Here is a 24,068-nt window from a genome sequence, read left to right as displayed (position 1 = left end):
ACGGGCGGCTTCCCGACCGGCGGCCTCCCGACCGGCGGCTTCCCGGCAGGCGGCTTCCCGGCAGGCGGCTTCTCTATGGGCGTCTCCCGGCGGGCGCCTTGCCGAGGGCGGCTTCCCGACCGGCGGCCTCCCGACCGGCGGCTTCCCGACCGGCGGCCTCCCGACCGGCGGCTTCCCGAGGGGCGGCTTTATATCGGGCATACGAGGTTCTGCCGGGCTTCTCAGGCGGCACTCAGGCCGCTCTCATCCGCGGGCGGGAAGCTCATGAACATGACCGAGAGCCTCCGCCACAACGGCGAGTACGAGCACGCGAACCCGTACCAGGGAACCCCCCAGCACGCCTCCTCTCCCGTCAACCCGGAATGGCCGCCCCCGCCGGCCCAGCCGCCGGCCGCCCCCACGCAGCCCCCCACCGGCACGCAGCCGGAGCAGCCCGGACCGGGCGGGCCGTTCGAGCCGCCGCACGGAAAGCGCTCCGCCCGGCGGCGGCGTCCCGCCGCCCTGCTCGTGGCCGTGGCGATCGTCGCGGCGGCCGTCGGCGGCGGCACGGCGTTCGGCATCCAGGAGCTGACCGGCAGCGACACCGTCGCCTCCAGCTCCACCAGCACCAACGTGGTGCCCTCCAGCCAGAAGGGCACGGTCTCCGGGGTCGCCAAGGCGGTCAGCCCGAGCATCGTCGAGATCAGCGCCACCTCGAACGCCGGCTCCTCCACCGGATCCGGCGTGATCATCACCGGCGACGGCGAGATCATCACCAACAACCACGTCGTGTCCGGCGCCTCGTCCGTCAAGGTGACGACGAACGACGGCAAGCAGTACACCGCCGAGGTCGTCGGCACCGACAGCAAGAAGGACCTCGCACTGATCAAGCTGAACGACGCCTCCGGCCTCACGGCCGCCACCCTCGGCGACTCGGACGGCATCGGGGTAGGCGACCAGGTCGTCGCCATCGGCTCACCCGAGGGCCTGACCGGCACCGTGACCAGCGGCATCGTCTCCGCACTCGACCGCGACGTCACCGTCTCGACGGACGAGGGCCAACAGCAACAGCAGCAGCGGCAGGGCGGACAGTGGCCGTTCGAGTTCGGCGGTCAGCAGTTCAACGGCGACACCGGCTCGTCCACGACGACGTACAAGGCGATCCAGACCGACGCCTCCCTCAACCCGGGCAACTCCGGCGGTGCGCTGATCGACATGAACGGCAACATCATCGGCATCAACTCGGCGATGTACTCGGCCACCGAGTCCTCCGCGAGTGCGGGCAGCGTGGGCCTCGGCTTCGCCATCCCGGTCAACACGGTCAAGGCCGACCTGCCCGACCTGCGGGCGGGTGCGAGCAGCTGACGTCTGACGGAGCACGAAGACGTGCGACGCTGAAAGCGTCCGTCGGCAGACCCGTTGCCTGCCGCGTCCGATCCCTACCGCATCCGAGGACCCGAGCCCATGAGCCCCGCAGACGGCGACCGCGACCGTGAGACCCAGCGCATCCTGATCGTCGACGACGAGCCGGCGGTCCGCGAGGCCCTCCAGCGCAGCCTCGCCTTCGAGGGCTACGGCACCCAGGTCGCCGTCGACGGCGCCGACGCGCTGGAGAAGGCGGCGGCGTACCGGCCCGACCTGGTCGTCCTGGACATCCAGATGCCCCGTATGGACGGCCTGACCGCCGCCCGCCGCATCCGGGGCGCGGGCGACACGACCCCGATCCTGATGCTGACGGCCCGCGACACCGTCGGCGACCGGGTGACCGGCCTGGACGCCGGGGCGGACGACTACCTGGTCAAGCCGTTCGAGCTGGACGAACTGTTCGCCCGCATCCGCGCGCTGCTGCGCCGCAGCTCCTACGCGGCGGCGGTGGAGGCGGCCGCCGAGGACGACGACACCCTCACCTTCGCCGACCTGACCATGGACCTGGCGACGCGCGAGGTCACCCGGGCCGGGCGCCCGGTGGAACTGACCCGCACGGAGTTCACCCTCCTGGAGATGTTCATGGCGCACCCGCGCCAGGTCCTCACCCGGGAGCAGATCCTGAAGGCCGTCTGGGGCTTCGACTTCGAGCCGTCCTCGAACTCCCTCGACGTGTACGTCATGTACCTGCGCCGCAAGACCGAGGCGGGCGGCGAGCCGCGTCTCGTGCACACCGTCCGCGGCGTCGGCTACGTCCTGCGGCAGGGCGGCGCGGAGTGACGGGCCTCGCCCGCCGGGTCAGAGCCCTGCCCATCCGGGCGCGGCTGTCGCTGCTGGTGGCGGCGGCGGTGGCGTTCGCGGTGGCTGCGGTCTCGGTGACCTGCTGGTTCATCGTCCAGGGGAGGCTGTACGACCAGGTCGACAGCGACCTCAAGAAGGCCACGATGCTGAACGACCCGCAGCAGCGCGACCAGGCCAGGGAAGCGCTCAACAACTGCTCGCAGACTCCCCGGGAAGGCGTCAACGGGCTGCGGACGACGTACTCCCAGGTGGTCACGGCGAACGGGACGGTCTGCCTGTTCACCACCTCGGTGGGCGAGATCAAGGTGACGGAGGCCGACCACGAGGTGATCGGCAACGGTTCGCCCCGCGAGGGCAGCTACCGCAACGGCACGGCCGAGGACGGCACCGAGCTGCGCGTCCTGACGCTGCCGGTGACCATCACCAACCCGGTCACGCAGGAAACAGCGGGCGCCGCGCTCATCGCCGCCGTACCGCTCAAGGGCACCCGGTCCACGCTCAACGACCTGGCGCTGATCCTGCTCCTCGTCTCCGGCATCGGCGTGGTCGGCGCCGGCGCGGCCGGCCTGTGGGTGGCGCGCACCGGCCTGCGGCCCGTGGACGACCTGACCCGCGCCGTCGAGCACGTGGCCCGCACCGAGGACCTGGCCGTCCGCATCCCCGTGGAGGAGGACGGCGACGACGAGATCGCCCGCCTCTCCCGCTCCTTCAACAGCATGACCTCGTCCCTGGCCAGCTCCCGCGACCTCCAGCAGCAGCTCATCGCCGACGCCGGCCACGAACTGCGCACCCCCCTCACCTCGCTGCGCACCAACATCGAGCTGCTCACCCGCAGCGAGGAGACCGGCCGCCCGATCCCGGAGGCCGACCGCAAGGCCCTGCTCGCCTCGGTGAAGGCCCAGATGACGGAGCTGGCTGCGCTCATCGGCGACCTCCAGGAACTCTCCCGACCCGACACCGGCCAGCACGAGGGCCGCACCCGCATCCTCGCCTGGCACGACGTCGTCGAGTCCGCCCTGCGCCGCGCCCGCCTGCGCGGCCCCGAGCTGACGATCGAGGCGGACGTGAGCCCGTGGTACGTACGGGCGGAACCGGCCGCGCTGGAACGGGCGGTGGTCAACATCCTGGACAACGCGGTGAAGTTCAGCCCGGACGGCGGCACGATCGGCGTACGCCTCGCCGACGGCGTCCTCACCGTCCGCGACCACGGTCCCGGCATCCCCGCCGACGAACTCCCCCACGTCTTCGACCGCTTCTGGCGCTCCCCGAGCGCCCGCGCGCTGCCCGGCTCGGGCCTCGGCCTGTCCATCGTGGCGCGGACGGTGCAGCAGGCGGGCGGCACGGTGAGCCTGACCCCGGCCGGTCCGAGTCCGGCCGGGGAGGGCGGCAGCGGGACGGTGGCGACCGTACGGCTGCCGGGGGCACCGGTGCCCCCGCCGGAGACGGGTGCCGCCGACGGGGACCGGCCGGAGCCGGAGGAACCGCAGGGGCCGGCTACCGCACGACCGTGATCCGGTCCGCCGCCGGCGGCGCGATCGGGTCGGCGGCCGAGGAGTTGGCCGTGAGGTACTGCTCGAAGGCCGCCAGGTCGTCGTCGCCGACGCGCTCGTTCGTGCCCTGGCCGAGGGTGGTGAAGCCGTCGCCGCCGCCCGCGAGGAAGCTGTTGGACGCGACGCGGTAGGTGGCCGACGGGTCGACGGGGGCGCCGTTCAGGCGGATGGAGTCGGTGACGACGCGGTCCGCGCCCGACTTGGTCAGGTCCAGGGTGTAGGTGAGGCCGGACGAGATCTGGAGGATCTTCGGAGCCGCCTCGTTCGGGCCGCTCACCTGCTCCTTGAGGACCTGGATCAACTGCGCGCCCGTGTAGTCCTTGAGGTTCACCGTGTTGGCGAAGGGCTGGACGGTGAAGGCCTCGGCGTAGGTGACCACGCCGTCGCCCTCGGCTCCGGAGGCCGCGTAGGTCAGCGGGGCGCGGATGCCGCCCGGGTTCATCAGGGCCAGGTCGGTCTCCGGGTCCTGGGCCCTGCCGTACGCGAACTGGGCGTCGGCGATCAGGTCGCCCAGCGGGGACTCGGTGCCGTCGCGGTTCACGTCGGCCGAGACGTAGCCGATGGGGCGGTTGCCGATCGGAGCGGCCAGGGTGTTCCACTTGCCGATCAGCCGGGTCATGTCGGGGGCCTTGGGGACGTCCCGGGTCACCACGTGGTTCGCGGACTTCACCGACGTACGGGCGATGTCACCCGTGCGGCGGTCGTACGTCAGCGTCGTGTCCGTGTAGAGGCGGCCGAAGGACGAGGCCGAGGTGACCATGCGGGGGTTGCCCGCCGGGTCGGGGATCGTGCACACGTACGCGTTGTGGGTGTGGCCGGTGACCAGCGCGTCGACCTGCGGGGTGATGTTCTTGGCGATGTCGACGATCGGACCGGAGACGCCGGCGCCGGCGCCCGGGGCGTCGCAGTCGTAGTTGTAGTCGGACGAGGCCGGGAAGCCGCCCTCGTGGATGAGCGCGACGATCGACTTCACGCCCTGGCGCTGAAGCTCCTTGGCGTACTTGTTGATCGTCTCGACCTCGTCCTGGAACTTCAGGCCCTTGACGCCGTCCGCCGAGACGATGTTCGGGGTGCCCTCCAGGGTCACGCCGATGAATCCGACCTTGACGCCGTTCTGCTTCCAGACCCAGTAGGGCTTGAGGATCGGCTTCTTCGTCTTCTCGTCGAGGACGTTGGCCGCGAGGTAGGGGTAGTCGGCGCCCTTGAACCGCTGGTCCGTGTAGCAGCCCTCGGTGGGGTGGCAGCCGCCGTTCTGAAGGCGGGCCAGTTCCCTGGCGCCCTCGTCGAACTCGTGGTTGCCGACGCTCGTCACGTCCAGGTCGAGCTTGTTCAGCGCCTCGACGGTCGGCTCGTCGTGGAAGAGGCCGGAGAGCAGGGGGGACGCGCCGACCATGTCGCCGCCGGCGGCCGTGACGGAGTAGCGGTTGCCCTTGCGGGCCTCGCGCAGGTGGGTGGCCAGGTACTCGATGCCGCCCGCGTCGATCGTCTTCTTCGTGCCGTCCGGCTGAACCTCGGTGACGCGGCCGGAGGAACCGGCGGGCGGCTCCAGGTTGCCGTGCAGGTCGTTGAAGGAGAGGAGCTGGACGTCCTGGTAGCGGCCCTGGCCGTGACCGTGTCCGTGGCCGCCGTGTCCGCGGTCGTGCCCGCCCGCGCTCGCCGAGGCCGGCAGCGCCGCCGCGGCGAGCGCCCCGGCGGTGACGACGGTGGCGGCGGCGACGAGGAGACGGCTCGTACGGCGTCTGCGACGCGGCTGGTGCGACTGTGCTGTGGCTGGCATGCGCCCCCCTGTGGGTGTGCGTGGCGCGAGCCGCTGAGGAGACGGCTCGTCGGCGCAGCAGCCTAAGGTCAACGCGCGTAGCGCGACAGGGGCTTCCGGGTTACAGCCTGGTTTAACTTCACCCTCGTCCCCGCGCCGCTCCCCGCTCCCGTCCGCTGCCGCCGCTTTGCCGTGCCCGCCCTTTACCCTCGTACGCATGACCAGCGACGACACCGTGCGGCCCGGCCGCCCCCGCTCGATCGAGACCCTCGCCGAACTCACCGCCGAGCAGACCGACGCCGTCCTCGCCCTGCTCACCGAGGCGGCCCGGAACGACGGGCAGCACGCCGTGTCCGAACAGGGCAGGCTCCAGCTGCGCGGTCCCGCGCGGGAGGGCGTCGCGCACCTCCTGCTCACCGTCGGCGACGGTCAACTGGTCGGCTACGCCCAGCTGGAGGGCACCGACCCGGTGGAGCCGCCCGCCGCGGAGCTGGTGGTCCACCCCTCGCACCGGGGCCAGGGACACGGGCGGGCCCTGGGCTCCGCGCTGCTCGCCGCGTCCGGCAAGCGGCTGCGCATCTGGGCGCACGGCGGGCACTCCGCCGCCCGGCACCTCGCCCAGGTGCTCGGCCTCTCCCTGTTCCGGGAACTGCGGCAGATGCGGCGCCCGTTGGCCGGCCTGGACCTGCCGGATCCGGTGCTGCCGGAGGGCGTGAGCGTCCGCACCTTCGTGCCCGGCCAGGACGACGCGGCCTGGCTCGCCGTGAACGCGGCCGCCTTCGCCCACCACCCCGAACAGGGCTCACTCACCCAGCGCGACCTCGACGACCGCAAGGCCGAGCCGTGGTTCGACCCGGCGGGCTTCTTCCTCGCCGAGCGGGGCGGCGAGCTGATCGGCTTCCACTGGACCAAGGTGCACGCCGAGGAAGGGCTCGGCGAGGTCTACGTCCTCGGCATCCGCCCCGACGTCCAGGGCGGCGGCCTGGGCAAGTCCCTGACCACGGTCGGCCTGCGGCACCTGGAGGGACAGGGCCTGCCCACCGCGATGCTGTACGTCGACGCCGACAACAAGGCCGCCGTGTCCGTCTACGAGCGCCTCGGATTCGTCACCCACGAGACGGACCTGATGTACCGCACGGAGACGTGAGCCGCGGGGCCCCTCCGGGGCTGCTCGCGCTTTGCTCAGGGGCTGCTCGCGCTTTGCTCCGGCGCTGCGTGCGCTTTGCTCCGGGACCGCTCCGGGACCGCTCCAGGACTGCTCCGGGTCCGCTCCCGGTTGGCTCCCGGACCGCTCCCGGTCTGCTCCGGGCCCGCTAGGGGTCCGCGTGCGGTCCCCTCACCGGCCGTCGGTCCGACGGCCCAGCGGCTCCGGTCCGCACGCCGCCGCCACCACCGCCACCCCCGCCGCCAGCGCCGCCCATCTCTCGTGCGCGGCGGGCCAGCGCGGATCGTCGGCCTGGGCGAACAGTGCCCAGCCCTCCGGGGCGAGCAGCGGCGCGAGAACGGCCATGACCAGCAGGGCAGCCGCGACGAACGGCCCGGGACGCTCCTCGTCCGTCACCCGTACCGCCAGGGCGGCGGCGGCGAGGGCCAGGACGCCCACCGCTACGGCCTCCAGGGTGACCTCGCCGGCCGGAGGACGGGACGCCGAAGGGGCCAGGAGCAGTACGACCGCCCACCACAGGGCGGCGAACGGCGCGACCAGCGCCACCCGCAGCGCCTGCCGGACGGGCCTCGGGACCGGCACCGGCGTGGTGAGGTGGCGGGCCGGGTCGTCCAGCAGGAAGGCCAGGCCGAGCGCGCCGGTCAGGGCGGCGCACCGGAGCAGCAACAGCGTCTGCCAGGGGGCCGGTTCGGCTCCGATGGTGAGCGGGGTGCCGGCAATCAGCAGGCCGAGCGTCCCCGCTGCCGCCGGCGCGCGCCACGGAAGCGTCCGCCACAGCGGCCCGACCAGGGCCGCCGTCACTCCCCGGGCCGCCGTCAGTCCTCGCACGAGTCCGCCTTCTTCGGCGCGGCCACGCCCAGCAGCCCGGCGGCGCGGGCGGTCGTGACACCCGGCTTGGTCAGCTCGGCCCAGTGCTCCTTGACCCGCGCCCCGACACCGGCGGGCGGGTCTTCCAGCAGGTGCCGCACGACGTCCGTCTGGCCCTCCGTCATGGTCAGTCCGTCGGTGGGCGACAGGACGAGCGCGGAGCCCGTCACGCTGTCGTCGAGGCGGACCCGGCGCAGGGCGTCCATCGGATCGTCCTGCCAGCTCAGGGAGAGCCACATGACGGTCACCATCCGCCCGTCGCAGATCTCGGTGCCCGCCGCCTCCGAGCCCGCGACGAGGACGGCGGCGACGGCACTGGAGAACTCGGGAACCCGGTTCCCGCCCCAGGCGGTGCCCACGGTCACCTGGTGGGCGTCGGTCAGTGCGGGGATCGCGGTGTCGGCCTCCAGCCCGTACCGGGCGTCGATCCGCTGCCGTACGAGGAGGGGCCGGTCGTGCGCGGAGCCGCCCGCCAGGGACTGGACGCTGTCCACCACCCCGGCCCAGGTACCCGTGCGCGGCTCCCACTCGGGGAAGGCGCAGTACCTCGACCGGCCGTGCTCGACGCAGGTCAGCTCGGGGCGCACCGAAGCACGCTCACGCGCCGCGGTCAGCTCCGGCGAGGGTGACACGCCCCCGGCCTGGAGCACCCCGCCCGTCACCGCCGCCGCGAGGCTCAGGGCGAGGCCCGCCCGGACGAACCCACCGCGCCCACCGGCGACGGCCGCCGCGAGGAAGGCCACGCACAGGGCCGCGCCCGCCAGGTACAAGGCGTGCCAGGCGGCGGGCCGCCCCAGCAGGTCGGAGGGGAAGGTGTCCGGGCCGGACCCGGAGACGGCCGGCGCCAGCCAGGCCAGGCCGTCCCCGCCACCGGGCGCGGTGCCGAGCACGAGGGTGAGCAGCAGCACGACCACCAGGAGCGGCGCGGCGAACGCCGCCGACCGCACCAACTGGCCCAGCAATACCCCAAGCGCACCGAACGCCAGCACCGTCAGCGGTCCCACCGCCAATTCGGCGGGCGAACCATGGCCGATCGCGCCCGGCTTGAGCGCCTCCCAGCCGAACTGACCGGCCACGCACACGGCGGTGAGCAGCGCGGCCGGCACGACGGACAGCGCGTGGGCGGCCGCCCGGCGCCAGGGCTCCAGGACCAGCACCGAGAAGTGCTGCTCGGTGCCGTGCCGCTCGGAACGGACCACAGCGCGGTTGGCACACAGCAGGACGGCGAGGCCGACGAGCATCGGCATGGACTGGGTGGCGCGGTCGGCGTCCTGGAGGGCGGGGTAGCCGTCCCAGGAGGTGCGTGTACGCCAGACGATCCACGCCACGTACGCCACGAAGGCGATGACGACGGGGATGCTCAGCAGCAGTCTGCGGGCCTCGAACCGGGCCAGCGCGAACACGGGACGCACCCCGCGCTCGCGCGCCGCCGCCTGTCCGGACACGGTGTCCTCCACCAGTGCGGTGCTCACGCGGCCACCTCCGTGCCGGTCGCGCCGGCCGGGCCCGCGCCGTCGAGGACGAGCAGGTAGCCGTCCTCCAGAGTGGGTTCGGCGGGCTCGGCGCCGGCCGGCGGATCCCCCACGTTCCGGAAGGAGCCCGTCCCGGTGCGCCACCCGGCCTTGGCGCCCGGATCCTTCTCCGCGCTGCTCCACACCCGCCCGGCGGCCCGCGCGGTCAGCTCGGCCGGAGTCCCGTCGAACCGCACCGTCCCGGCCGCCATGACGATCACCCGGTGGCAGAGCATCGCTACGTCCTCGGTCTGGTGGGTGGACAGCAGCACGGTCCTTCCCTCTCCCGCCTCGGCGATCAGCTCCCTGAACCGCATCCGCTGCTCGGGGTCGAGGCCGACGGTCGGCTCGTCGAGCACCAGGAAACCGGGGTCGCCCACCAGCGCGGCGGCCAGCGCGACCCGCTGCCGCATGCCGCCGGACAGCTTCTTGATCCGGCGACCGCGCACGTCGTCGAGGCCGGCCTCCTCCAGCACGCGCCGCACCTCGCGGTGCCGCTCCCGGCGGTCCGCGTGCTCCTTGAGGATCGCCACGTAGTCGACGAACTCGAAGGCCGTGAAGTCCGGATGGAAACCCGGCGTCTGCGGCAGGTAACCGAGCCGGCGCCGCACCTCCTGCCGGCCGCGCGAGGTCCCGGGATCGTGCCCGAGGACGGTGAAGGCGCCCCGGTCGGCGGGCACGGCGGTGGCGAGCACACGCAGCAGGGTGGTCTTCCCGGCGCCGTTGGGCCCGAGCAGCCCGGTGACACCCGGGGTCAGCCGCAGCGACACGTCGTCGAGGGCGCGGGTGCGCCCGTAGTGGAGGCTCAGCCCGGACGCGGAAACTGTGGGGGTCATACGGCACTCCCGTGCGTGCAAGTGGATCGTGAAAAGGGTCAGGAGGGTGGCGGGGTCACGCCACGCCGCGGGCGGAGACGTCGAACCGGTCGCGGAAGAGGAACAGCAGCCCGGCGCCCAGCACCGCCAGGAACCCGGACACGCCCTGCCCGGCCGCGGTGAACGGCGCCAGCGGACCGTCCGTGGAGGCGCGGGCCGCGTCCGCGGCCAGCAGGACGGCGGCCCAGGCGCCCACGAGCACGGAGGGCGCGGCCACCGGCCCCAGCCGGGGCGTGAGCGCGAGCCCGCTCGTCGTGAGGGCCAGCCCCGGCAGCAGCCAGGCCAGGGCGCCCGGACCGAATCCGGGCAGCGCCAGGCTGGCCAGGCCGCCCACGCCGAGGGCCACGACGAGCACGGCGACCGTACGGATCATCAGCAGCCGGAAACCGTGCATCGGCGAGACGACGGCCATCTCGTGCGTGGGGTCCAGGGCGGGCCCGTAGGCGAGCGCCACCGAGACCAGCGGCAGCAGCGGGGCGCAGACCAGGAACACCGTGGGCTCGCCGGCGGCTCCGGCCGAGACGGCCACGAGAAAGGTCATGAACAGCACGGTGGCGAGCGCACCGAACCAGGACCGGCGCAGTATGGGCGTGGCCGCGAGCAGCCGCGCGGTGCCGTCGTCCGCGCCGCACCGTGTCAGGAGCCGCTCGAACCGGCCCGGGCGGGGCGCGTCCAGCTCGGCGTCGAGCCTGGCCCAGCCCGCGTCCAGTGCGGCGGCGTCGCTCACCTCGGCGAGGGTGCCCCGGCACGCGGCGCAGGCGGTCAGGTGGGCGTCGGCGGACCAGAGCGCGGGCGCCGCCAGCTCGCCCCGGGCGTAGGCCCGCAGGTCGTCCTCGTCCACGTGCCAGGTGTTGCCGTCCTGGCGACGGCTGTCGTCGATCGTCATGCCAGCGCCTCCCGCAGCTGCCGGCGGGCCCGCATCGCCCGCGTCTTGACCGTGCCCGGCGGGATGCCGAGCAGGACGGCCGCCTCACGGGTGGTCAGCCCGTCGACGACGGTGGCCTGGAGCACCGCGCGCAGCTCCGGCGAGAGTCTGGTGAGCGCGCCGGCGAGGTCACCGTGTTCCACTCCGGCGAGGACGCGCTCCTCCGCCGAGACCTCGTCCCGGTGCCGCAGCCTCGCCAGCGTCTGCCTCAGCCGCCCGCGCGCACCGTCGCCGCGCAGCACGTCGATCAGCCGCCGTGAGCCGATCCGCCACAGCCAGCCGGCCACGTCGCCCTCCTCCCGGTACCGCGCGCTGCCGCGCCACACCGCGAGGAAGGTCTCCTGCACGACGTCGTCGACCATGGCGGCGTCGGCGCAGCGCCCGCGCATGCGGGCGGTCAGCCAGGGCGCGTACCGGCGGTACAGCTCCTCGAAGGCACGCCGGTCGGCATCCGCCGCGACAGCCCGCAGCAGCTCCCCGTCGCTTCTCGTTTCGCTCACATCTCCTCATCGCACGAGCCCGCCCGATCGGTTCACACGATCTCAGGGCCCGTACGCGGGCCGGGCGCGGGACCGGGTGCGGCCCGCGGGAGGCCCGGGGGAGGCCCGGGGGGAGGCGAGGTCGCGGCGGACCGTTCGAGGGCGCCGCGACCTCGCCGTACGCACGCTCAGAGAGGGAAGGGGCCGACCCGCACACGTGGCCCCGCGGGCGCACGGCCGACCCGTGCGCGGGTTCCGGAGGGGCGCCGCTATCCCACACGTCATGTCCTCGTAACCATCGATTCAGACAGCCTTGCGAGGCTCGGCGAATGAAGCCGACCGAGCCACAGCCTTCCGGGCCCTTCGAGCCCTCTGACGCGCCTGACCGGCGCGTGGCGCGGAAGAATGGGTTCATGAGGCAGCCGAACAGCCAGGCAGAGGTCCAGCCCACGCAGCACACGCAGCACGCGCAGCCCTCCGTGGGCTCGATCGCGGCGCACCGCCCCGACACCGTGGCCGCCGCGGTCTCCGGCCTGGAGCCGGACATCGACGCCGACCTCGACGCGTACGAGGAGTCGGAGGATTCCCAGGACGGCGGCGCCCGGCTCCCGCAGGGACGTTTCCTGGACCGCGAGCGCAGCTGGCTCGCGTTCAACGAACGGGTGCTGGAACTCGCCGAGGATCCGAACACGCCCCTCCTGGAGCGGGCCAACTTCCTCGCGATCTTCGCCAGCAACCTGGACGAGTTCTTCATGGTCCGCGTCGCCGGTCTCAAGCGCCGCATCGCGACCGGTGTCGCCACCCGCTCCGCCTCCGGCCTCCAGCCCCGCGAGGTGCTGGACATGATCTGGGCCCGCTCCCGTGAGCTGATGGCCCGGCACGCCGCCTGCTTCCACGAGGACGTCGCCCCGGCCCTGGCCGAGGAGGGCATCCACCTGGTCCGCTGGAGCGAGCTGGCGGAGAAGGAGCAGGCCCGCCTGTTCACCCTCTTCCGGCACCGCATCTTCCCGGTCCTCACGCCCCTCGCGGTCGACCCGGCCCACCCCTTCCCGTACATCTCGGGCCTCTCCCTCAACCTCGCGGTCGTCGTCCGCAACCCCGTCACGGGCCACCGCCACTTCGCCCGCGTCAAGGTCCCGCCGCTGCTCTCCCGCTTCCTGGAGGCCTCCCCGGGCCGCTACGTCCCCATCGAGGACGTGATCGCCGCCCACCTGGAGGAGCTGTTCCCGGGCATGGAGGTCCTGGAGCACCACACCTTCCGCCTCACCCGCAACGAGGACCTGGAGGTGGAGGAGGACGACGCGGAGAACCTGCTCCAGGCCCTGGAGAAGGAGCTGATGCGGCGGCGCCTGGGCCCGCCCGTCCGGCTGGAGGTCGAGGAGTCCGTCGACCGCGAGGTCCTGGACCTCCTCGTGCGCGAGCTGAAGATCGGCGAGGCCGAGGTCTACCCGCTGCCCGGCCCGCTGGACCTCACCGGCCTCTTCCGCATCCACAGCCTGGACCGGCCCGAGCTGAAGTACCCGAAGTTCGTCGCCGGCACCCACCGTGACCTGGCCGAGGTCGAGTCGGCGTCCGCGCCGGACATCTTCGCCGCCCTGCGCACCAAGGACGTACTGCTCCACCACCCGTACGACTCCTTCTCCACCTCCGTGCAGGCGTTCCTGGAGCAGGCCGCCACCGATCCGGACGTGCTCGCGATCAAGCAGACGCTGTACCGGACCTCCGGGGACTCGCCGATAGTCGACGCCCTCATCGAGGCGGCCGAGTCCGGCAAGCAGGTCCTCGTCCTGGTGGAGATCAAGGCCCGCTTCGACGAGTCCGCCAACATCAAGTGGGCCCGCAAGCTGGAGGAGGCCGGCTGCCACGTGGTCTACGGCCTGGTCGGCCTGAAGACCCACTGCAAGCTCTCGCTGGTCGTCCGGCAGGAGGGCGAGACGCTGCGCCGCTACAGCCACGTCGGCACCGGCAATTACCACCCGAAGACGGCCCGCCTCTACGAGGACCTGGGCCTGCTCACCTCGGACCCGCAGGTCGGCGCGGACCTCTCCGACCTGTTCAACCGCCTCTCCGGGTACTCCCGGCGCGAGACCTACCGCCGCCTGCTCGTGGCCCCCAAGTCGCTGCGCGACGGCCTGGTCTCCCGCGTCCACAAGGAGATCCAGCACCACCGCGCCGGACGGCCCGCCTACGTCCGCATCAAGGTCAACTCGATGGTCGACGAGGCCGTGATCGACGCCTGCTACCGGGCGTCCCAGGCCGGGGTGCCGGTCGACGTGTGGGTGCGCGGGATCTGCGCGCTGCGGCCGGGGGTGCCGGGCCTGTCGGAGAACATCCGGGTCCGCTCCGTCCTCGGGCGCTTCCTCGAACACTCGCGGGTCTTCGCCTTCGGCAACGGCGGTGAGCCCGAGGTGTGGCTCGGCAGCGCCGACATGATGCACCGCAACCTCGACCGCCGGATAGAGGCCCTGGTCCGGGTCGCCGATCCGGCCCACCGGGCGGCCCTGAACCGGCTGCTCGAGAACGGCATGTCCGACGTCACCGCCTCCTGGCACCTCGGCCCGGACGGCGAGTGGACCCGGCACGCGACGGACACGGACGGCCAGCCCCTGCGCAACGTCCAGGAGATGCTCATAGACGCCCGGAGGCGCCGGCGTGGCACAGCGACACCTTGACCCGACGGACCCCGCGGCGACCGCCGGACCGCCCCGACCCGCGAGCGCGAACGCGAACGCGACCAGAAACCCGGTGCCCCGTACCGGCACCGGTCCCCACACCGGTACTGGCCCGCACACCGCCGCGGACGCGGACGCAGGAGCGGCGGGCACGAGCGCGGGCACGGGCACGGGCACAGGCACGGGCACAGGCGCGGGCACGAGCACGAGCGCGGGCACGAGATCGGCCGTCCACGCGCCCGCGGACACCAACGCACTCGCGGACTACCTGCGCGCCCAGGCCACGGAGTTCCTGCGCGCACTGCGCAGGCACCGCGAGTCGGGCCCCGGGACCGCGGGCACGGGTGCGGGTACTGCCACGGGTGCGGGTACGGCCACGGATCTGAACGGCACCTCCGGCCGGGGCCCGGGCCGGGCGGCTCCGTCCGCGGACGACCTGGACGCGGCCCGCGCCCTGCGCCGCGCGGCCCGCCGCATCAGCGGCACCCTGCACACCTTCCAGCCGTTGCTGGACGCCGGCTGGGCGGAGGAGATGCGTCCCGAGCTGGCCTGGCTGTCCGGCACCCTGGCGCTGGAGCACGCGTACGCGTCCCGGCTGGAGCGGCTGCTCCAGGCCCTGCACCGGCTGTCCGGCTCGGCGGCGTTCCCCGCGCCGCGCCCGGTCGGCCGGGCCCCCGCCGCCGTGCCGGCCGGGGTGCCCGCCGTGGCCCGCCCGGCGTCCCCGGACCGCGGCAACCTCACGGTGGGCGCGGCCAAGGCGGGCGCGCTGCTCGACCGGCAGCTGACCCTGGCCCGCACCCGGGCGCACTCCACGGCCCTCCAGGCACTGGGCAGCAGCCGCTTCCACGCGGTGGCGGACAAGGTCGCCTTACTGGCCAGCGAGGTCCCACTGCGTGTCCCCGGCCGCCCGGGCCGCGGCGGCGCCCCCGCCGTCCCCGTCCATGTTCCCGCCGCCGACTCCGGTGCCGCGTCCTGCGACCTGCGTCCGCTCGCCGCCGCGGCCCGGGACCGCCTCACCGACGCCGTGGCCGCCCTGCCCCTGGTCGCCGCCGGCAGCCCGTACAACGCCCAGGCACTGGTCCACGGCCTCTCCCCGGACCCGGCACCGCACCCCCAGGACGCCCCGTGGCACCAGGTCCGCCTCCTGCTGCGCCTGCACCGCTACGCCCTGGAGGCGCTGGCCGGCTCGGACACCGGGAGCGCCGAGGACGCGGCGGACGTACGCCTCCTCGCCGCCGGTGAGGCCCTGGACCGGCACCGCGACGCCGCGGAGGCCGCCTCGGCCGCCGCCCAGGCCGCCCGGACACCGCGCATCGCCCCGGCGACGGCGTACGCGCTCGGCGTGCTCCACGCCGACCAGCGGCATGAGGTGGAGGCGGCGAGGTACGCGTTCCAGCACAGCTGGCGCAAGGAACCGATCAGGCTGCCGTAGGAACCGCCGCAGGACGACGGGAACAGGAGGCATACGCGCCGTGAGCCCCGCAGACGACGACACCACGGTCCGCGCGGCCGGCTGCGTCCTGTGGCGCCCCGCGCCCGCGTTCCCGGCCACGTCCCCGGGCCTGGAACTGTGCCTCGTGCACCGCCCGAAGTACGACGACTGGTCGCACCCGAAGGGCAAGCTCAAGCCGGGCGAGGACCCGCTGGCGGGCGCCCTGCGCGAGGTCGCCGAGGAGACCGGGTACGCCGCCGAGCCGGGCACCGAGCTGCCCACCGCGCGCTACGAGGCGAACGGCCGCCCCAAGGAGGTCCGCTACTGGGCCGCGGCGGCGGGCGCCGGTGCCTTCAGCCCCTCCGACGAGGTCGACCGCATCCTGTGGCTGCCCCCGGACGCGGCCCGCGCCCGCCTCACCGAGCCCCGGGACCGGGACCTCGTCGACGCGCTGCTGGCGACACGCCCCCTCGGAACCGGCCACTGACCCCCGAACGGCCACCAGCCACCGAGCACCACGCACCACGCACCACGCACCACGCACCACGCACCACGCACCACGCACCGGCCACCGTCCCTCAAGGCGGCGCCCCGGCCACCGTCCCCCTGGGCCGCGCCCCGGAACCCGTCCGTGCCCAGGACGTAAGCGTTCCGTGACCTCACCGCACCGTCCTCAGGGGTTCACCCCGCGTTCATTTACGCCCTTCGGCGCCTTCATCTGATCTGCCTAATTTCGGCCTTACCACTCCTCGCACGCCGCCGAATTCAGGACGGCGGCTCCTGGAAGGAACTCCCTCAAGTGAAGCTTCAGCGCATGAACCGGCGGGCCCTCGCTCTCGGTGCTCTCGCCGTCTCCGGCGCCCTGGCCCTCACGGCGTGCGGCTCCGACGACACCGGCGGCAACAGCGACGGCGGCAACTCCAGCGCCCCCGCCGCCAACAGCAACATCAAGTGCGACGACGCCAAGGGCCAGCTCCAGGCGTCCGGCTCCTCCGCCCAGAAGAACGCCATCGACGCCTGGGTCAAGCAGTACGTCGCCGCCTGCAAGAGCGTGCAGATCAACTACAACCCGACCGGTTCCGGCGCGGGCATCACCGCCTTCACCCAGGGGCAGACCGCGTTCGCCGGTTCGGACTCCGCGCTGAAGCCGGACGAGGTCGAGGCCTCGAAGAAGGTCTGCAAGGACGGCCAGGCCATCAACCTGCCGATGGTCGGCGGCCCGATCGCGGTCGGCTTCAACGTCCCCGGCGTCGACACCCTCGTCCTGGACGCCCCGACGATGGCCAAGATCTTCGACAGCAAGATCACCAACTGGAACGACGAAGCGATCAAGAAGCTCAACCCGGACGCCCAGCTTCCCGACCTGAAGATCCAGGCCTTCCACCGCTCGGACGAGTCCGGCACCACGGACAACTTCACCAAGTACCTGAAGAACGCCGCGCCCGACGACTGGAAGTACGAGGGCGGCAAGTCCTGGCAGGCCAAGGGCGGCCAGTCCGCGCAGGGCTCCTCCGGTCTGGCCGGACAGGTGAAGCAGACGTCCGGCGCCATCTCGTACTTCGAGCTGTCCTACGCCAAGGACGGCATCAAGACCGTCGACGTCAAGACCGCGGCCGCCGAGCCGGTCAAGGCCACCGTCGAGAACGCCACCGCGGCCATCGGCGCGGCCAAGGTCGTCGGCACCGGCAAGGACCTCGCTCTGGAGCTGGACTACACCCCGGACGCCGCGGGCGCCTACCCGCTCGTCCTGGTGACGTACGAGATCGCCTGCGACAAGGGCAACAAGGCGGACACCCTGCCCGCCACCAAGTCCTTCCTGAACTACATGGCCTCGGAGGACGGCCAGGGCCAGCTGGCCGACGCCGGTTACGCCCCGATGCCCACCGAGATCATCACCAAGGTCCGCGAGACCGTCGCGGGCCTGAGCTGACCCGAGTGCGGTCCGGTCCCCCCGGGGGCCGGGCCGCACCGTCCGGTGCACCGCCGCCAGGGGCCCCCGACCGGGGCTCCGCCCGAGCCGCCGACCCCGGCGGCTCCGCAGACCGGAGAACCCGATGGACATGACAACGGACACCCAGAAGCCAGTCCCCTCCCGCACACCCCAGCAGCCCGCCTCCGCCTCCACGGCCGCCGCCCGCGGCGTCACCCGCCCCGGCGACCGGATATTCGTCGGGCTCTCCCGCGGGTCGGGCATCCTCGTGCTGGTCATCATGGCCGCCATCGCGGCCTTCCTCACCTACCGCGCCGTCCTCGCCATCAGCGACGACGAGGCGAACTTCTTCACCAGCTTCGAATGGAACCCGACCGGCAGCCCGCCGCAGTTCGGCATCGCGGTCCTGGCCTACGGCACCGTCGTGTCGTCGGTCATCGCCATGGCCATCGCCGTCCCGGTCTCGGTCGGCATCGCGCTGTTCATCACGCACTACGCGCCGCGCAGGCTGGGCGGCCTGATCGGCTACGTGATCGACCTGCTCGCCGCCGTGCCCTCGATCGTCTACGGCCTGTGGGGCGCCCTCGTCCTCGTGCCGCACCTGGACGGACTCTACGGCTGGCTGGACGAGTACCTCGGCTGGACCGGGATCTTCGAGTGGAACGGCGGCGCGGGACGCTCGCTGTTCACCGTGGGCATCCTGCTCGCGATCATGATCCTGCCGATCATCACCAACGTCAGCCGCGAGGTCTTCCGGCAGGTTCCGCGCATGCACGAGGAGGCCGCCCTGGCCCTCGGCGCCACGCGCTGGGAGGTCATCCGGATGTCGGTGCTCCCCTTCGGCCGCTCCGGGGTCATCTCCGCCTCGATGCTCGGCCTCGGGCGCGCGCTCGGCGAGACGATGGCCGTGGCCATGGTGCTCTCGCCGACCTTCGACATCACCCCCAGCCTGCTCGACCCGGGGGGCGGCACCTTCGCCCAGAACATCGCCAGCAAGTTCAACGAGGCCACCCAGATGGGCCGTGACGCGCTGATCGCCTCCGGCCTCGTCCTGTTCGTCATCACGCTGCTGGTCAACGGCGGTGCCCGCATGATCATCGCGCGTCGCAAGGAGTACTCGGGGGCCAACGCATGAGCAACGCAACCCTGACCCCCAAGAACCACAGCTCGCTGCGCGCCGCCACCCTGCCCAAGTGGTTCCCCTGGGCCGTCGCGGCCGGCTCGGTCCTCCTCGGCCTCGGCATCAGCGCCGCCGCCGGGCTGAACAGCAGCATCCAGTGGGCCCTGATCGCCGCGGTTCTCTTCGTCGGCGGTTCGTACGGCATCTCGGCGAGCGTCGAGGGCGGCCGGCAGGCCAAGGACCGGGTCGCGACCAGCATGGTCTGGGTCGCCTTCCTGCTGGCCCTGATCCCGCTGCTCTCCCTCATCTGGGAGACCCTGAAGCAGGGCGTGAAGGTCCTCGACGGCTACTTCCTGACCCACTCGATGGGCGTGGTCGGCGACGCCGAGCCCGGCGGCGGCATCTACCACGCCATCCTCGGCACCCTGGAGCAGGTCGGCCTCGCCACGCTGATCTCCGTGCCGATCGGCGTGCTCACCGCGATCTACCTGGTCGAGTACGGACGCGGCCGGCTCGCCAAGGCGGTCACCTTCTTCGTGGACGTCATGACGGGCATCCCGTCGATCGTCGCGGGTCTGTTCGTGCTCAGCCTCTGGGTGCTGATCCTGGACATGGGCCCGTCCGGCGTGGCCGGCTCGTTCGCCCTGTGCATCCTGATGATCCCGGTGGTCGTCCGCTCCACCGAGGAGATGCTCAAGCTCGTCCCCAACGAGCTGCGCGAGGCCTCCCTCGCCCTGGGCGTGCCGAAGTGGCGCACGATCATCAAGGTCGTCCTGCCGACCTCGATCGGCGGCATCGTCACCGGCGTCATGCTGGCCGTCGCCCGCATCACCGGCGAGACGGCCCCCGTGCTACTGCTGGTGTGGGGCACCGACTTCATCAACGCGAACCCCTTCAAGGACCCGCAGGAGTCGCTGCCGATGTACATCTACCTCCAGTACGGAGCGGGCTCCGACGCCTCGCACGACCGTGCCTGGGCGGCGGCCCTGACGCTCATCGCGTTCATCATGATCCTCAACCTCGCGGCCCGCGGCATCGCCCGCTGGAAGGCACCGAAGACGGGTCGCTGACGCGACCGACGGCACACAGTCAGCGACCTGACCCGAAAGAAGCAGTGATTGCCATGGCCAAGCGCATAGATGTCAGCGGCCTCAACGCCTACTACGGCTCCTTCCTGGCCATCGAGGACATCTCGATGACCGTCGAGCCCCGCTCCGTGACGGCCTTCATCGGCCCCTCCGGCTGCGGCAAGTCCACCTTCCTGCGCACGCTCAACCGCATGCACGAGGTCACCCCCGGCGGCCGCGTCGACGGCAAGGTGATGCTGGACGACGAGAACCTCTACGGCGCCGGCATCGACCCGGTGGCCGTGCGCCGCGAGGTCGGCATGGTCTTCCAGCGCCCGAACCCGTTCCCGACGATGTCGGTCTACGACAACGTCGCGGCGGGCCTGCGCCTGAACGGCAAGTACAAGAAGTCCGAGCTGGACGGCGTCGTCGAGAAGTCCCTGCGGGGCGCCAACCTCTGGAACGAGGTCAAGGACCGCCTGAACAAGCCCGGCTCCGGCCTCTCCGGCGGCCAGCAGCAGCGCCTGTGCATCGCGCGGGCCATCGCGGTCGAGCCGAACGTCCTGCTCATGGACGAGCCCTGCTCCGCCCTCGACCCGATCTCCACGCTGGCGATCGAGGACCTGATCGGCGAGCTGAAGGAGCGCTTCACGATCGTCATCGTGACGCACAACATGCAGCAGGCGGCGCGCGTCTCGGACCGTACGGCGTTCTTCAACCTGGCGGCCGTCGGCCAGCCCGGCAAGCTGATCGAGATCGACGAGACGGAGCGCATCTTCTCCAACCCGTCGGTCCAGGCAACGGAGGACTACATCTCCGGCCGCTTCGGCTAGGAGTCTTCCGGTCCCCTCTCGATCCCCTCGCGGTGCTGCATGGCGGTGCCACCGCGAGGAGCACAAGGGCCCGCCCCCGGAACTCCGGGGGCGGGCCCTTCCACCTGCGGCGCGAGTACGCGCTAGAGGATGGCCAGGTCCACGATCCAGAACGACACCGCGGCCACCACGGCCGCCGCCGGCATGGTGATGAACCACCCCATGATGATGTTCTTCGCGACCCCCCACCGCACGGCGTTGACCCGCTTCGTCGCCCCCACGCCCATGATCGCCGAGGTGATCACGTGCGTCGTCGAGATCGGCGCGTGGAAGATGAACGCCGAGCCGAACATGATCGACGCCCCCGTCGTCTCCGCGGCGAACCCCTGCGGGGGATCCAGTTCGATGATCTTCCGCCCCAGCGTCCGCATGATCCGCCAGCCACCGGCGTACGTCCCCGCGGACAGCATCAGCGCACAGGCCAGCTTCACCCACACCGGGATGGGGTCGCCGTAGTCCTCGACGTCGGCGATGACCAGGGCCATCACCACGATGCCCATCGTCTTCTGCGCGTCCTGCAGACCGTGGCCGAGCGCCATGCCCGCCGCCGACACCGTCTGCGCGATGCGGAACCCGCGCTTGGCCTTGTGCGGATTGGCCCGCCGGAAGATCCACATGATCGCGGTCATCACCAGGTAACCGGCGACCAGGCCGATCACCGGCGACACGAACATGGGGACGACGATCTTGTCGACGACCCCGTGCCAGTACACGGTCGTGCTCCCGGCCAGGGCCGCGCCCACCATGCCGCCGAACAGCGCGTGCGACGAGGACGAGGGCAGCCCGAAGTACCAGGTGATCAGGTTCCATACGATGGCGCCCACGAGCGCCGCGAAGAGGATCCCCATCCCCTTCGAACCCTCGGGGGTCTGGATCACCCCCTCACTGACGGTCTTGGCGACCCCGGATCCCATGAACGCGCCGGCCAGGTTCATGACCGCTGCCATGGCGAGCGCCGCGCGGGGCGTCAGCGCGCGCGTCGACACGGAGGTGGCGATCGCGTTGGCCGAATCGTGGAAACCGTTGGTGTACGTGAAGAAGAGCGCGACCCCGATGGTCACGACCAGAGCAAAGGTGTCCATGAACGGCTCAGGACTCCTTGACGGCGATGGTCTCCACCGTGTTCGCCACGTGCTCGAACGCGTCGGCCGCTTCCTCCAGCACGTCCACGATCTGCTTCAGCTTCAGCACCTCGATGGCCTCGTACTTGCCGTTGAAGAGGTGCGCGAGCAGCTTGCGGTGGATCTGGTCGGCCTGGTTCTCCAGCCGGTTGACCTCGATCCAGTACTCGGTGAGGTTGTCCATCGTGCGCAGGTTCGGCATGGCCTCGGCGGTCAGCTCGGCCGCCCGCGCCAGTACCTCGATCTGCTGCTCGACGCCCTTGGGCAGTTCCTCGACGTTGTAGAGGACGACCAGGTCGACGGCCTCCTCCATGAAGTCCATGATGTCGTCGAGGGACGAGGCGAGGTTGTAGATGTCCTCGCGGTCGAAGGGCGTGATGAACGAGGAGTTCAGCTGATGGAAGATCGCGTGCGTGGCGTCGTCACCCGCGTGTTCGGCGGCCCGCATACGCTCTGCGATCTCGGCCCGGGCGGATGCGTCCGCCCCGAGCAGTTCCATCAGGAGCTTGGAGCCCGTGACGATGTTGTCCGCGGAGGCGGCGAACATGTCGTAGAAGCTCGTCTCCCTGGGGGTCAGACGAAAGCGCACGTGGGGTCCTCGGGGTGCATCGGTTTCGGTCAGGCTGATGCTAGGCGCATCATCCGGCCACTGCTAACGGGCCGTCCCCCAGTGTCGCCCATCAGGCAGAGTGATGAGCAGGGGGGCGACGTCGGCCGCTCCGGCAAGGGCCCCCTACCCGGGAAAGTTCGTTACCATATACCCACCAGGGGTATATGTCCGCAATCCCCCTGAAAGCCCTCGAAGACCTGGAAGCCCCGGATCGGCCGGCTCTCCCGAAGCCTCCCGATCCGCCCGCTCCCGCCCGACCCACCCCCGATCCCACCGACTCCCCAGCTCTCCCAGGAGGACGCGATGACGACCACCGAGGCCGGCGCGGGTGCGCCCTCCCCCGCCGTGGACCAGGCGGTGAACCAGGTCGAGACGGACGGCACGGACGTCGTGACCGACCACGACCGCGGGGTGCACGGGTACCACCACCAGAAGGACGAGCACCTCAAGCGCCTGCGCCGCATCGAGGGCCAGATCCGCGGCCTCCAGCGGATGGTCGACGAGGACGTCTACTGCATCGACATACTCACCCAGGTCTCCGCCTCCACCAAGGCCCTTCAGTCCTTCGCGCTCCAGCTGCTCGAGGAGCACCTGCGCCACTGCGTCGCCGACGCGGCCCTCAAGGGCGGCGCCGAGATCGACGCCAAGGTGGAGGAGGCGACGAAGGCCATCGGCCGGCTACTGCGTACGTGAGCGCTCCTCGGCCACGCGCAGCACCTCGTCGATGCTCTCCAGGCTGAGCCGCTCCCGGGCGGCCGACGCCGCGATGATCAGCTCGCCGCACAGCTCGATCTCGGCGAGGGCCACGTGGTCCTGAACCGCCGTACCGCCGACCGGAGCCACACGCGTCACCTCGTCTCTGCCGTCACCGACTTCCTAGAGTAGGGAGCGGCATACTCCCCGCGCATGGCACGTAAGGGCTAGTTCTTGCCGTGCGGCCCCGCCGCGATCTTGCCGGCGTAGATGTCCCGCTCCTCGGGAAGCCGTACGCGGACGGCGGCGCCGAAGTCGTAGAGCAGCGTCGTCGAGGCGACGTCCACGATGCCGGTGCCGTCCCCCTGCCCGTTGGCGAAGCTGAAGCGGTGCCGGACCTTCCGGATACGGCCCTCGTCGTCGAGGTAGGCGTCGAACGGCACCCGCGCGGTGGCGAACCCCTCGGCCGCCGCGGCCAGCGCCTTCCTGTTGCCCTCCGAGGCACCGCGCGCCGCCCGCGCGAGATCGGCGGTGCCCCGGTAGTGCCGCACGGGGGTCCCGGCCAGCTCGGTGCGCTCGACGAACGTCGCCGTCCGCGTCCCGCGCAGCACCTCGGCGGCGGCGAACGGATCCGTCGCCCCGCCGGTCACCAGGTTCCCGTCGGACAGCGAGTCGGTCTCCACCCGCACCCACTTGTCGTCGGGGACGCCGGCTCCCCGGTTCTTCATGAACAGGGCGCCAGGGGCGAGCAGTTCGGTGATCGGCCGATGCTCGCTCGACCCCGCCGGGTCCTGCGGCAGCCGCACCTTCAACTGCCCGAGCCGCTGCTCGAAGTCGTACACGCCCTCGCCCCGGATGGTCACCCGGGTCCCGCCGCTGGCCATCTGCATCGCGGTGCGCGTCCTGGCGCTCCCGGCGGCCACCAGCCGGTCGGCGGCCCGGTGCAGGACGTCGACCGGATCACCGCCCCCGGCGCCCTGGGCGGAGGCCGCCTCCCCGTAGCCGGAACACCCGGCGACGGTCAGGCAGACGCAGACCACACCGCCGGCCAGGGCGAGCCCCCCGCCCGCGCGCCGACTCCGCAGCTCCCGCTCCCGCCCGACCATCGCCACCTGCCATCCCCAGCCGTCGCGCCGTTCCGAGTCCCGTGCCGTCCCGCTTAACGAGAGGCAGGCGACGCCGGTAACGTTGTGGGCGTGGCGCAGCAGGACGGTCTCG

General features: G+C 72.2%; 22 protein-coding genes. 12 read left to right on the top strand and 10 right to left on the bottom strand.

Annotated elements, in window-relative coordinates; all coding sequences use genetic code 11:
• Positions 1 to 270: 270 nt before the first annotated feature.
• From ACIBCJ_RS20655 to ACIBCJ_RS20645, 3 genes are all read left to right on the top strand, one after another.
• The gene (locus ACIBCJ_RS20655) at positions 271 to 1,344 is read left to right on the top strand and encodes a trypsin-like peptidase domain-containing protein (protein WP_365980831.1); all 1,074 of its coding nucleotides are present in this window, start codon (positions 271 to 273) and stop codon (positions 1,342 to 1,344) included.
• A 99-nt stretch (positions 1,345 to 1,443) separates the two neighbouring features.
• Positions 1,444 to 2,184 (top strand): response regulator transcription factor, encoded by a 741-nt coding sequence (locus tag ACIBCJ_RS20650; RefSeq protein ID WP_362106390.1) that lies wholly within the window; start codon positions 1,444 to 1,446, stop codon positions 2,182 to 2,184.
• Positions 2,181 to 3,716: a HAMP domain-containing sensor histidine kinase gene (locus tag ACIBCJ_RS20645; protein ID WP_365980832.1), complete on the top strand. Its 1,536-nt coding sequence runs from the start codon at positions 2,181 to 2,183 to the stop codon at positions 3,714 to 3,716. Before ACIBCJ_RS20650 ends, ACIBCJ_RS20645 begins: the two co-directional genes overlap by 4 nt.
• Here the strand turns inward: ACIBCJ_RS20645 and ACIBCJ_RS20640 are convergent.
• The gene (locus tag ACIBCJ_RS20640; RefSeq protein WP_365980833.1) at positions 3,700 to 5,532 is read right to left on the bottom strand and encodes a bifunctional metallophosphatase/5'-nucleotidase; all 1,833 of its coding nucleotides are present in this window, start codon (positions 5,530 to 5,532) and stop codon (positions 3,700 to 3,702) included. The genes ACIBCJ_RS20645 and ACIBCJ_RS20640 overlap by 17 nt on opposite strands.
• 196 nt (positions 5,533 to 5,728) lie before the next feature.
• Between ACIBCJ_RS20640 and mshD the strand changes: the two genes are divergently transcribed.
• A complete protein-coding gene (gene mshD, locus ACIBCJ_RS20635; RefSeq protein ID WP_362505616.1) occupies positions 5,729 to 6,658 on the top strand; it encodes a mycothiol synthase in 930 nt (309 codons plus the stop codon).
• Positions 6,659 to 6,847: 189 nt separating this feature from the next.
• Here mshD and ACIBCJ_RS20630 read toward each other — a convergent pair whose 3' ends face one another.
• Genes ACIBCJ_RS20630 through ACIBCJ_RS20610 form a run of 5 tightly spaced genes read right to left on the bottom strand, consistent with a single transcriptional unit; the run spans position 6,848 to position 11,354 of the window.
• Entirely contained in the window at positions 6,848 to 7,504 is a 657-nt protein-coding gene (locus tag ACIBCJ_RS20630) for an ABC transporter (protein WP_365980834.1), read from the bottom strand.
• Positions 7,492 to 9,015 (bottom strand): ABC transporter permease, encoded by a 1,524-nt coding sequence (locus ACIBCJ_RS20625; RefSeq protein WP_399282921.1) that lies wholly within the window; start codon positions 9,013 to 9,015, stop codon positions 7,492 to 7,494. The genes ACIBCJ_RS20630 and ACIBCJ_RS20625 overlap by 13 nt, the downstream gene beginning before the upstream one ends.
• The gene (locus ACIBCJ_RS20620; RefSeq protein WP_365980835.1) at positions 9,012 to 9,890 is read right to left on the bottom strand and encodes an ABC transporter ATP-binding protein; all 879 of its coding nucleotides are present in this window, start codon (positions 9,888 to 9,890) and stop codon (positions 9,012 to 9,014) included. The genes ACIBCJ_RS20625 and ACIBCJ_RS20620 overlap by 4 nt, the downstream gene beginning before the upstream one ends.
• A 55-nt stretch (positions 9,891 to 9,945) precedes the next feature.
• Positions 9,946 to 10,815, bottom strand: coding sequence for a zf-HC2 domain-containing protein (locus ACIBCJ_RS20615; protein WP_365980836.1), 870 nt, complete (start codon positions 10,813 to 10,815; stop codon positions 9,946 to 9,948).
• Entirely contained in the window at positions 10,812 to 11,354 is a 543-nt protein-coding gene (locus tag ACIBCJ_RS20610; protein WP_133890713.1) for an RNA polymerase sigma factor, read from the bottom strand. Before ACIBCJ_RS20610 ends, ACIBCJ_RS20615 begins: the two co-directional genes overlap by 4 nt.
• Before the next feature lie 392 nt (positions 11,355 to 11,746).
• Here ACIBCJ_RS20610 and ACIBCJ_RS20605 point away from each other — a divergent pair, with 392 nt between their 5' ends.
• From ACIBCJ_RS20605 to pstB, 7 genes are all read left to right on the top strand, one after another.
• On the top strand, positions 11,747 to 14,005 hold the full coding sequence (locus ACIBCJ_RS20605) for an RNA degradosome polyphosphate kinase (protein WP_362106412.1): 2,259 nt from the start codon (positions 11,747 to 11,749) through the stop codon (positions 14,003 to 14,005).
• 268 nt (positions 14,006 to 14,273) lie between these two features.
• On the top strand, positions 14,274 to 15,437 hold the full coding sequence (locus tag ACIBCJ_RS20600; RefSeq protein WP_365980855.1) for a CHAD domain-containing protein: 1,164 nt from the start codon (positions 14,274 to 14,276) through the stop codon (positions 15,435 to 15,437).
• Positions 15,438 to 15,477: 40 nt separating this feature from the next.
• Positions 15,478 to 15,924 (top strand): NUDIX hydrolase, encoded by a 447-nt coding sequence (locus ACIBCJ_RS20595; RefSeq protein WP_362505607.1) that lies wholly within the window; start codon positions 15,478 to 15,480, stop codon positions 15,922 to 15,924.
• Between the two features lie 312 nt (positions 15,925 to 16,236).
• Positions 16,237 to 17,367, top strand: a complete 1,131-nt coding sequence (pstS, locus tag ACIBCJ_RS20590; protein ID WP_362106418.1) for a phosphate ABC transporter substrate-binding protein PstS — start codon at positions 16,237 to 16,239, stop codon at positions 17,365 to 17,367.
• 124 nt (positions 17,368 to 17,491) lie between these two features.
• A complete protein-coding gene (gene pstC, locus ACIBCJ_RS20585) occupies positions 17,492 to 18,502 on the top strand; it encodes a phosphate ABC transporter permease subunit PstC (protein ID WP_362106421.1) in 1,011 nt (336 codons plus the stop codon).
• Positions 18,499 to 19,557, top strand: coding sequence for a phosphate ABC transporter permease PstA (gene pstA / locus ACIBCJ_RS20580; RefSeq protein ID WP_362106424.1), 1,059 nt, complete (start codon positions 18,499 to 18,501; stop codon positions 19,555 to 19,557). The genes pstC and pstA overlap by 4 nt, the downstream gene beginning before the upstream one ends.
• A gap of 53 nt (positions 19,558 to 19,610) precedes the next feature.
• Positions 19,611 to 20,387 carry a phosphate ABC transporter ATP-binding protein PstB gene (gene pstB / locus ACIBCJ_RS20575; protein WP_362106427.1) on the top strand — a complete coding sequence of 259 codons (777 nt, stop codon included), beginning with the start codon at positions 19,611 to 19,613 and terminating at the stop codon, positions 20,385 to 20,387.
• Positions 20,388 to 20,509: 122 nt separating this feature from the next.
• Here the strand turns inward: pstB and pitH are convergent, their stop codons facing one another.
• Together pitH and ACIBCJ_RS20565 are read right to left on the bottom strand one after the other, a co-directional pair.
• Complete coding sequence (gene pitH / locus ACIBCJ_RS20570) at positions 20,510 to 21,508, bottom strand: low-affinity phosphate transporter PitH (protein WP_362106430.1); 999 nt, start codon at positions 21,506 to 21,508, stop codon at positions 20,510 to 20,512.
• Positions 21,509 to 21,515: 7 nt separating this feature from the next.
• On the bottom strand, positions 21,516 to 22,136 hold the full coding sequence (locus tag ACIBCJ_RS20565) for a DUF47 domain-containing protein (RefSeq protein WP_003974832.1): 621 nt from the start codon (positions 22,134 to 22,136) through the stop codon (positions 21,516 to 21,518).
• Between the two features lie 324 nt (positions 22,137 to 22,460).
• On the opposite strand from ACIBCJ_RS20565, the gene ACIBCJ_RS20560 reads away from it, so the two are divergent.
• Positions 22,461 to 22,850 carry a metal-sensitive transcriptional regulator gene (locus ACIBCJ_RS20560; protein WP_365980837.1) on the top strand — a complete coding sequence of 130 codons (390 nt, stop codon included), beginning with the start codon at positions 22,461 to 22,463 and terminating at the stop codon, positions 22,848 to 22,850.
• Here ACIBCJ_RS20560 and ACIBCJ_RS20555 read toward each other — a convergent pair.
• Together ACIBCJ_RS20555 and ACIBCJ_RS20550 are read right to left on the bottom strand one after the other, a co-directional pair.
• Positions 22,836 to 23,000 carry a hypothetical protein gene (locus ACIBCJ_RS20555; protein WP_171987290.1) on the bottom strand — a complete coding sequence of 55 codons (165 nt, stop codon included), beginning with the start codon at positions 22,998 to 23,000 and terminating at the stop codon, positions 22,836 to 22,838. The genes ACIBCJ_RS20560 and ACIBCJ_RS20555 overlap by 15 nt on opposite strands.
• A 77-nt stretch (positions 23,001 to 23,077) precedes the next feature.
• Positions 23,078 to 23,956, bottom strand: a complete 879-nt coding sequence (locus ACIBCJ_RS20550) for a hypothetical protein (protein ID WP_362106477.1) — start codon at positions 23,954 to 23,956, stop codon at positions 23,078 to 23,080.
• Positions 23,957 to 24,068 lie beyond the last annotated feature (112 nt).

Origin of the sequence: Streptomyces sp. NPDC051136 (assembly GCF_044455745.1) — a bacterium.
Classification (GTDB): domain Bacteria; phylum Actinomycetota; class Actinomycetes; order Streptomycetales; family Streptomycetaceae; genus Streptomyces.
The sequence above is the reverse complement of the archived record's forward strand: the minus strand, read 5'-3'. Positions and strand labels throughout refer to the sequence as shown.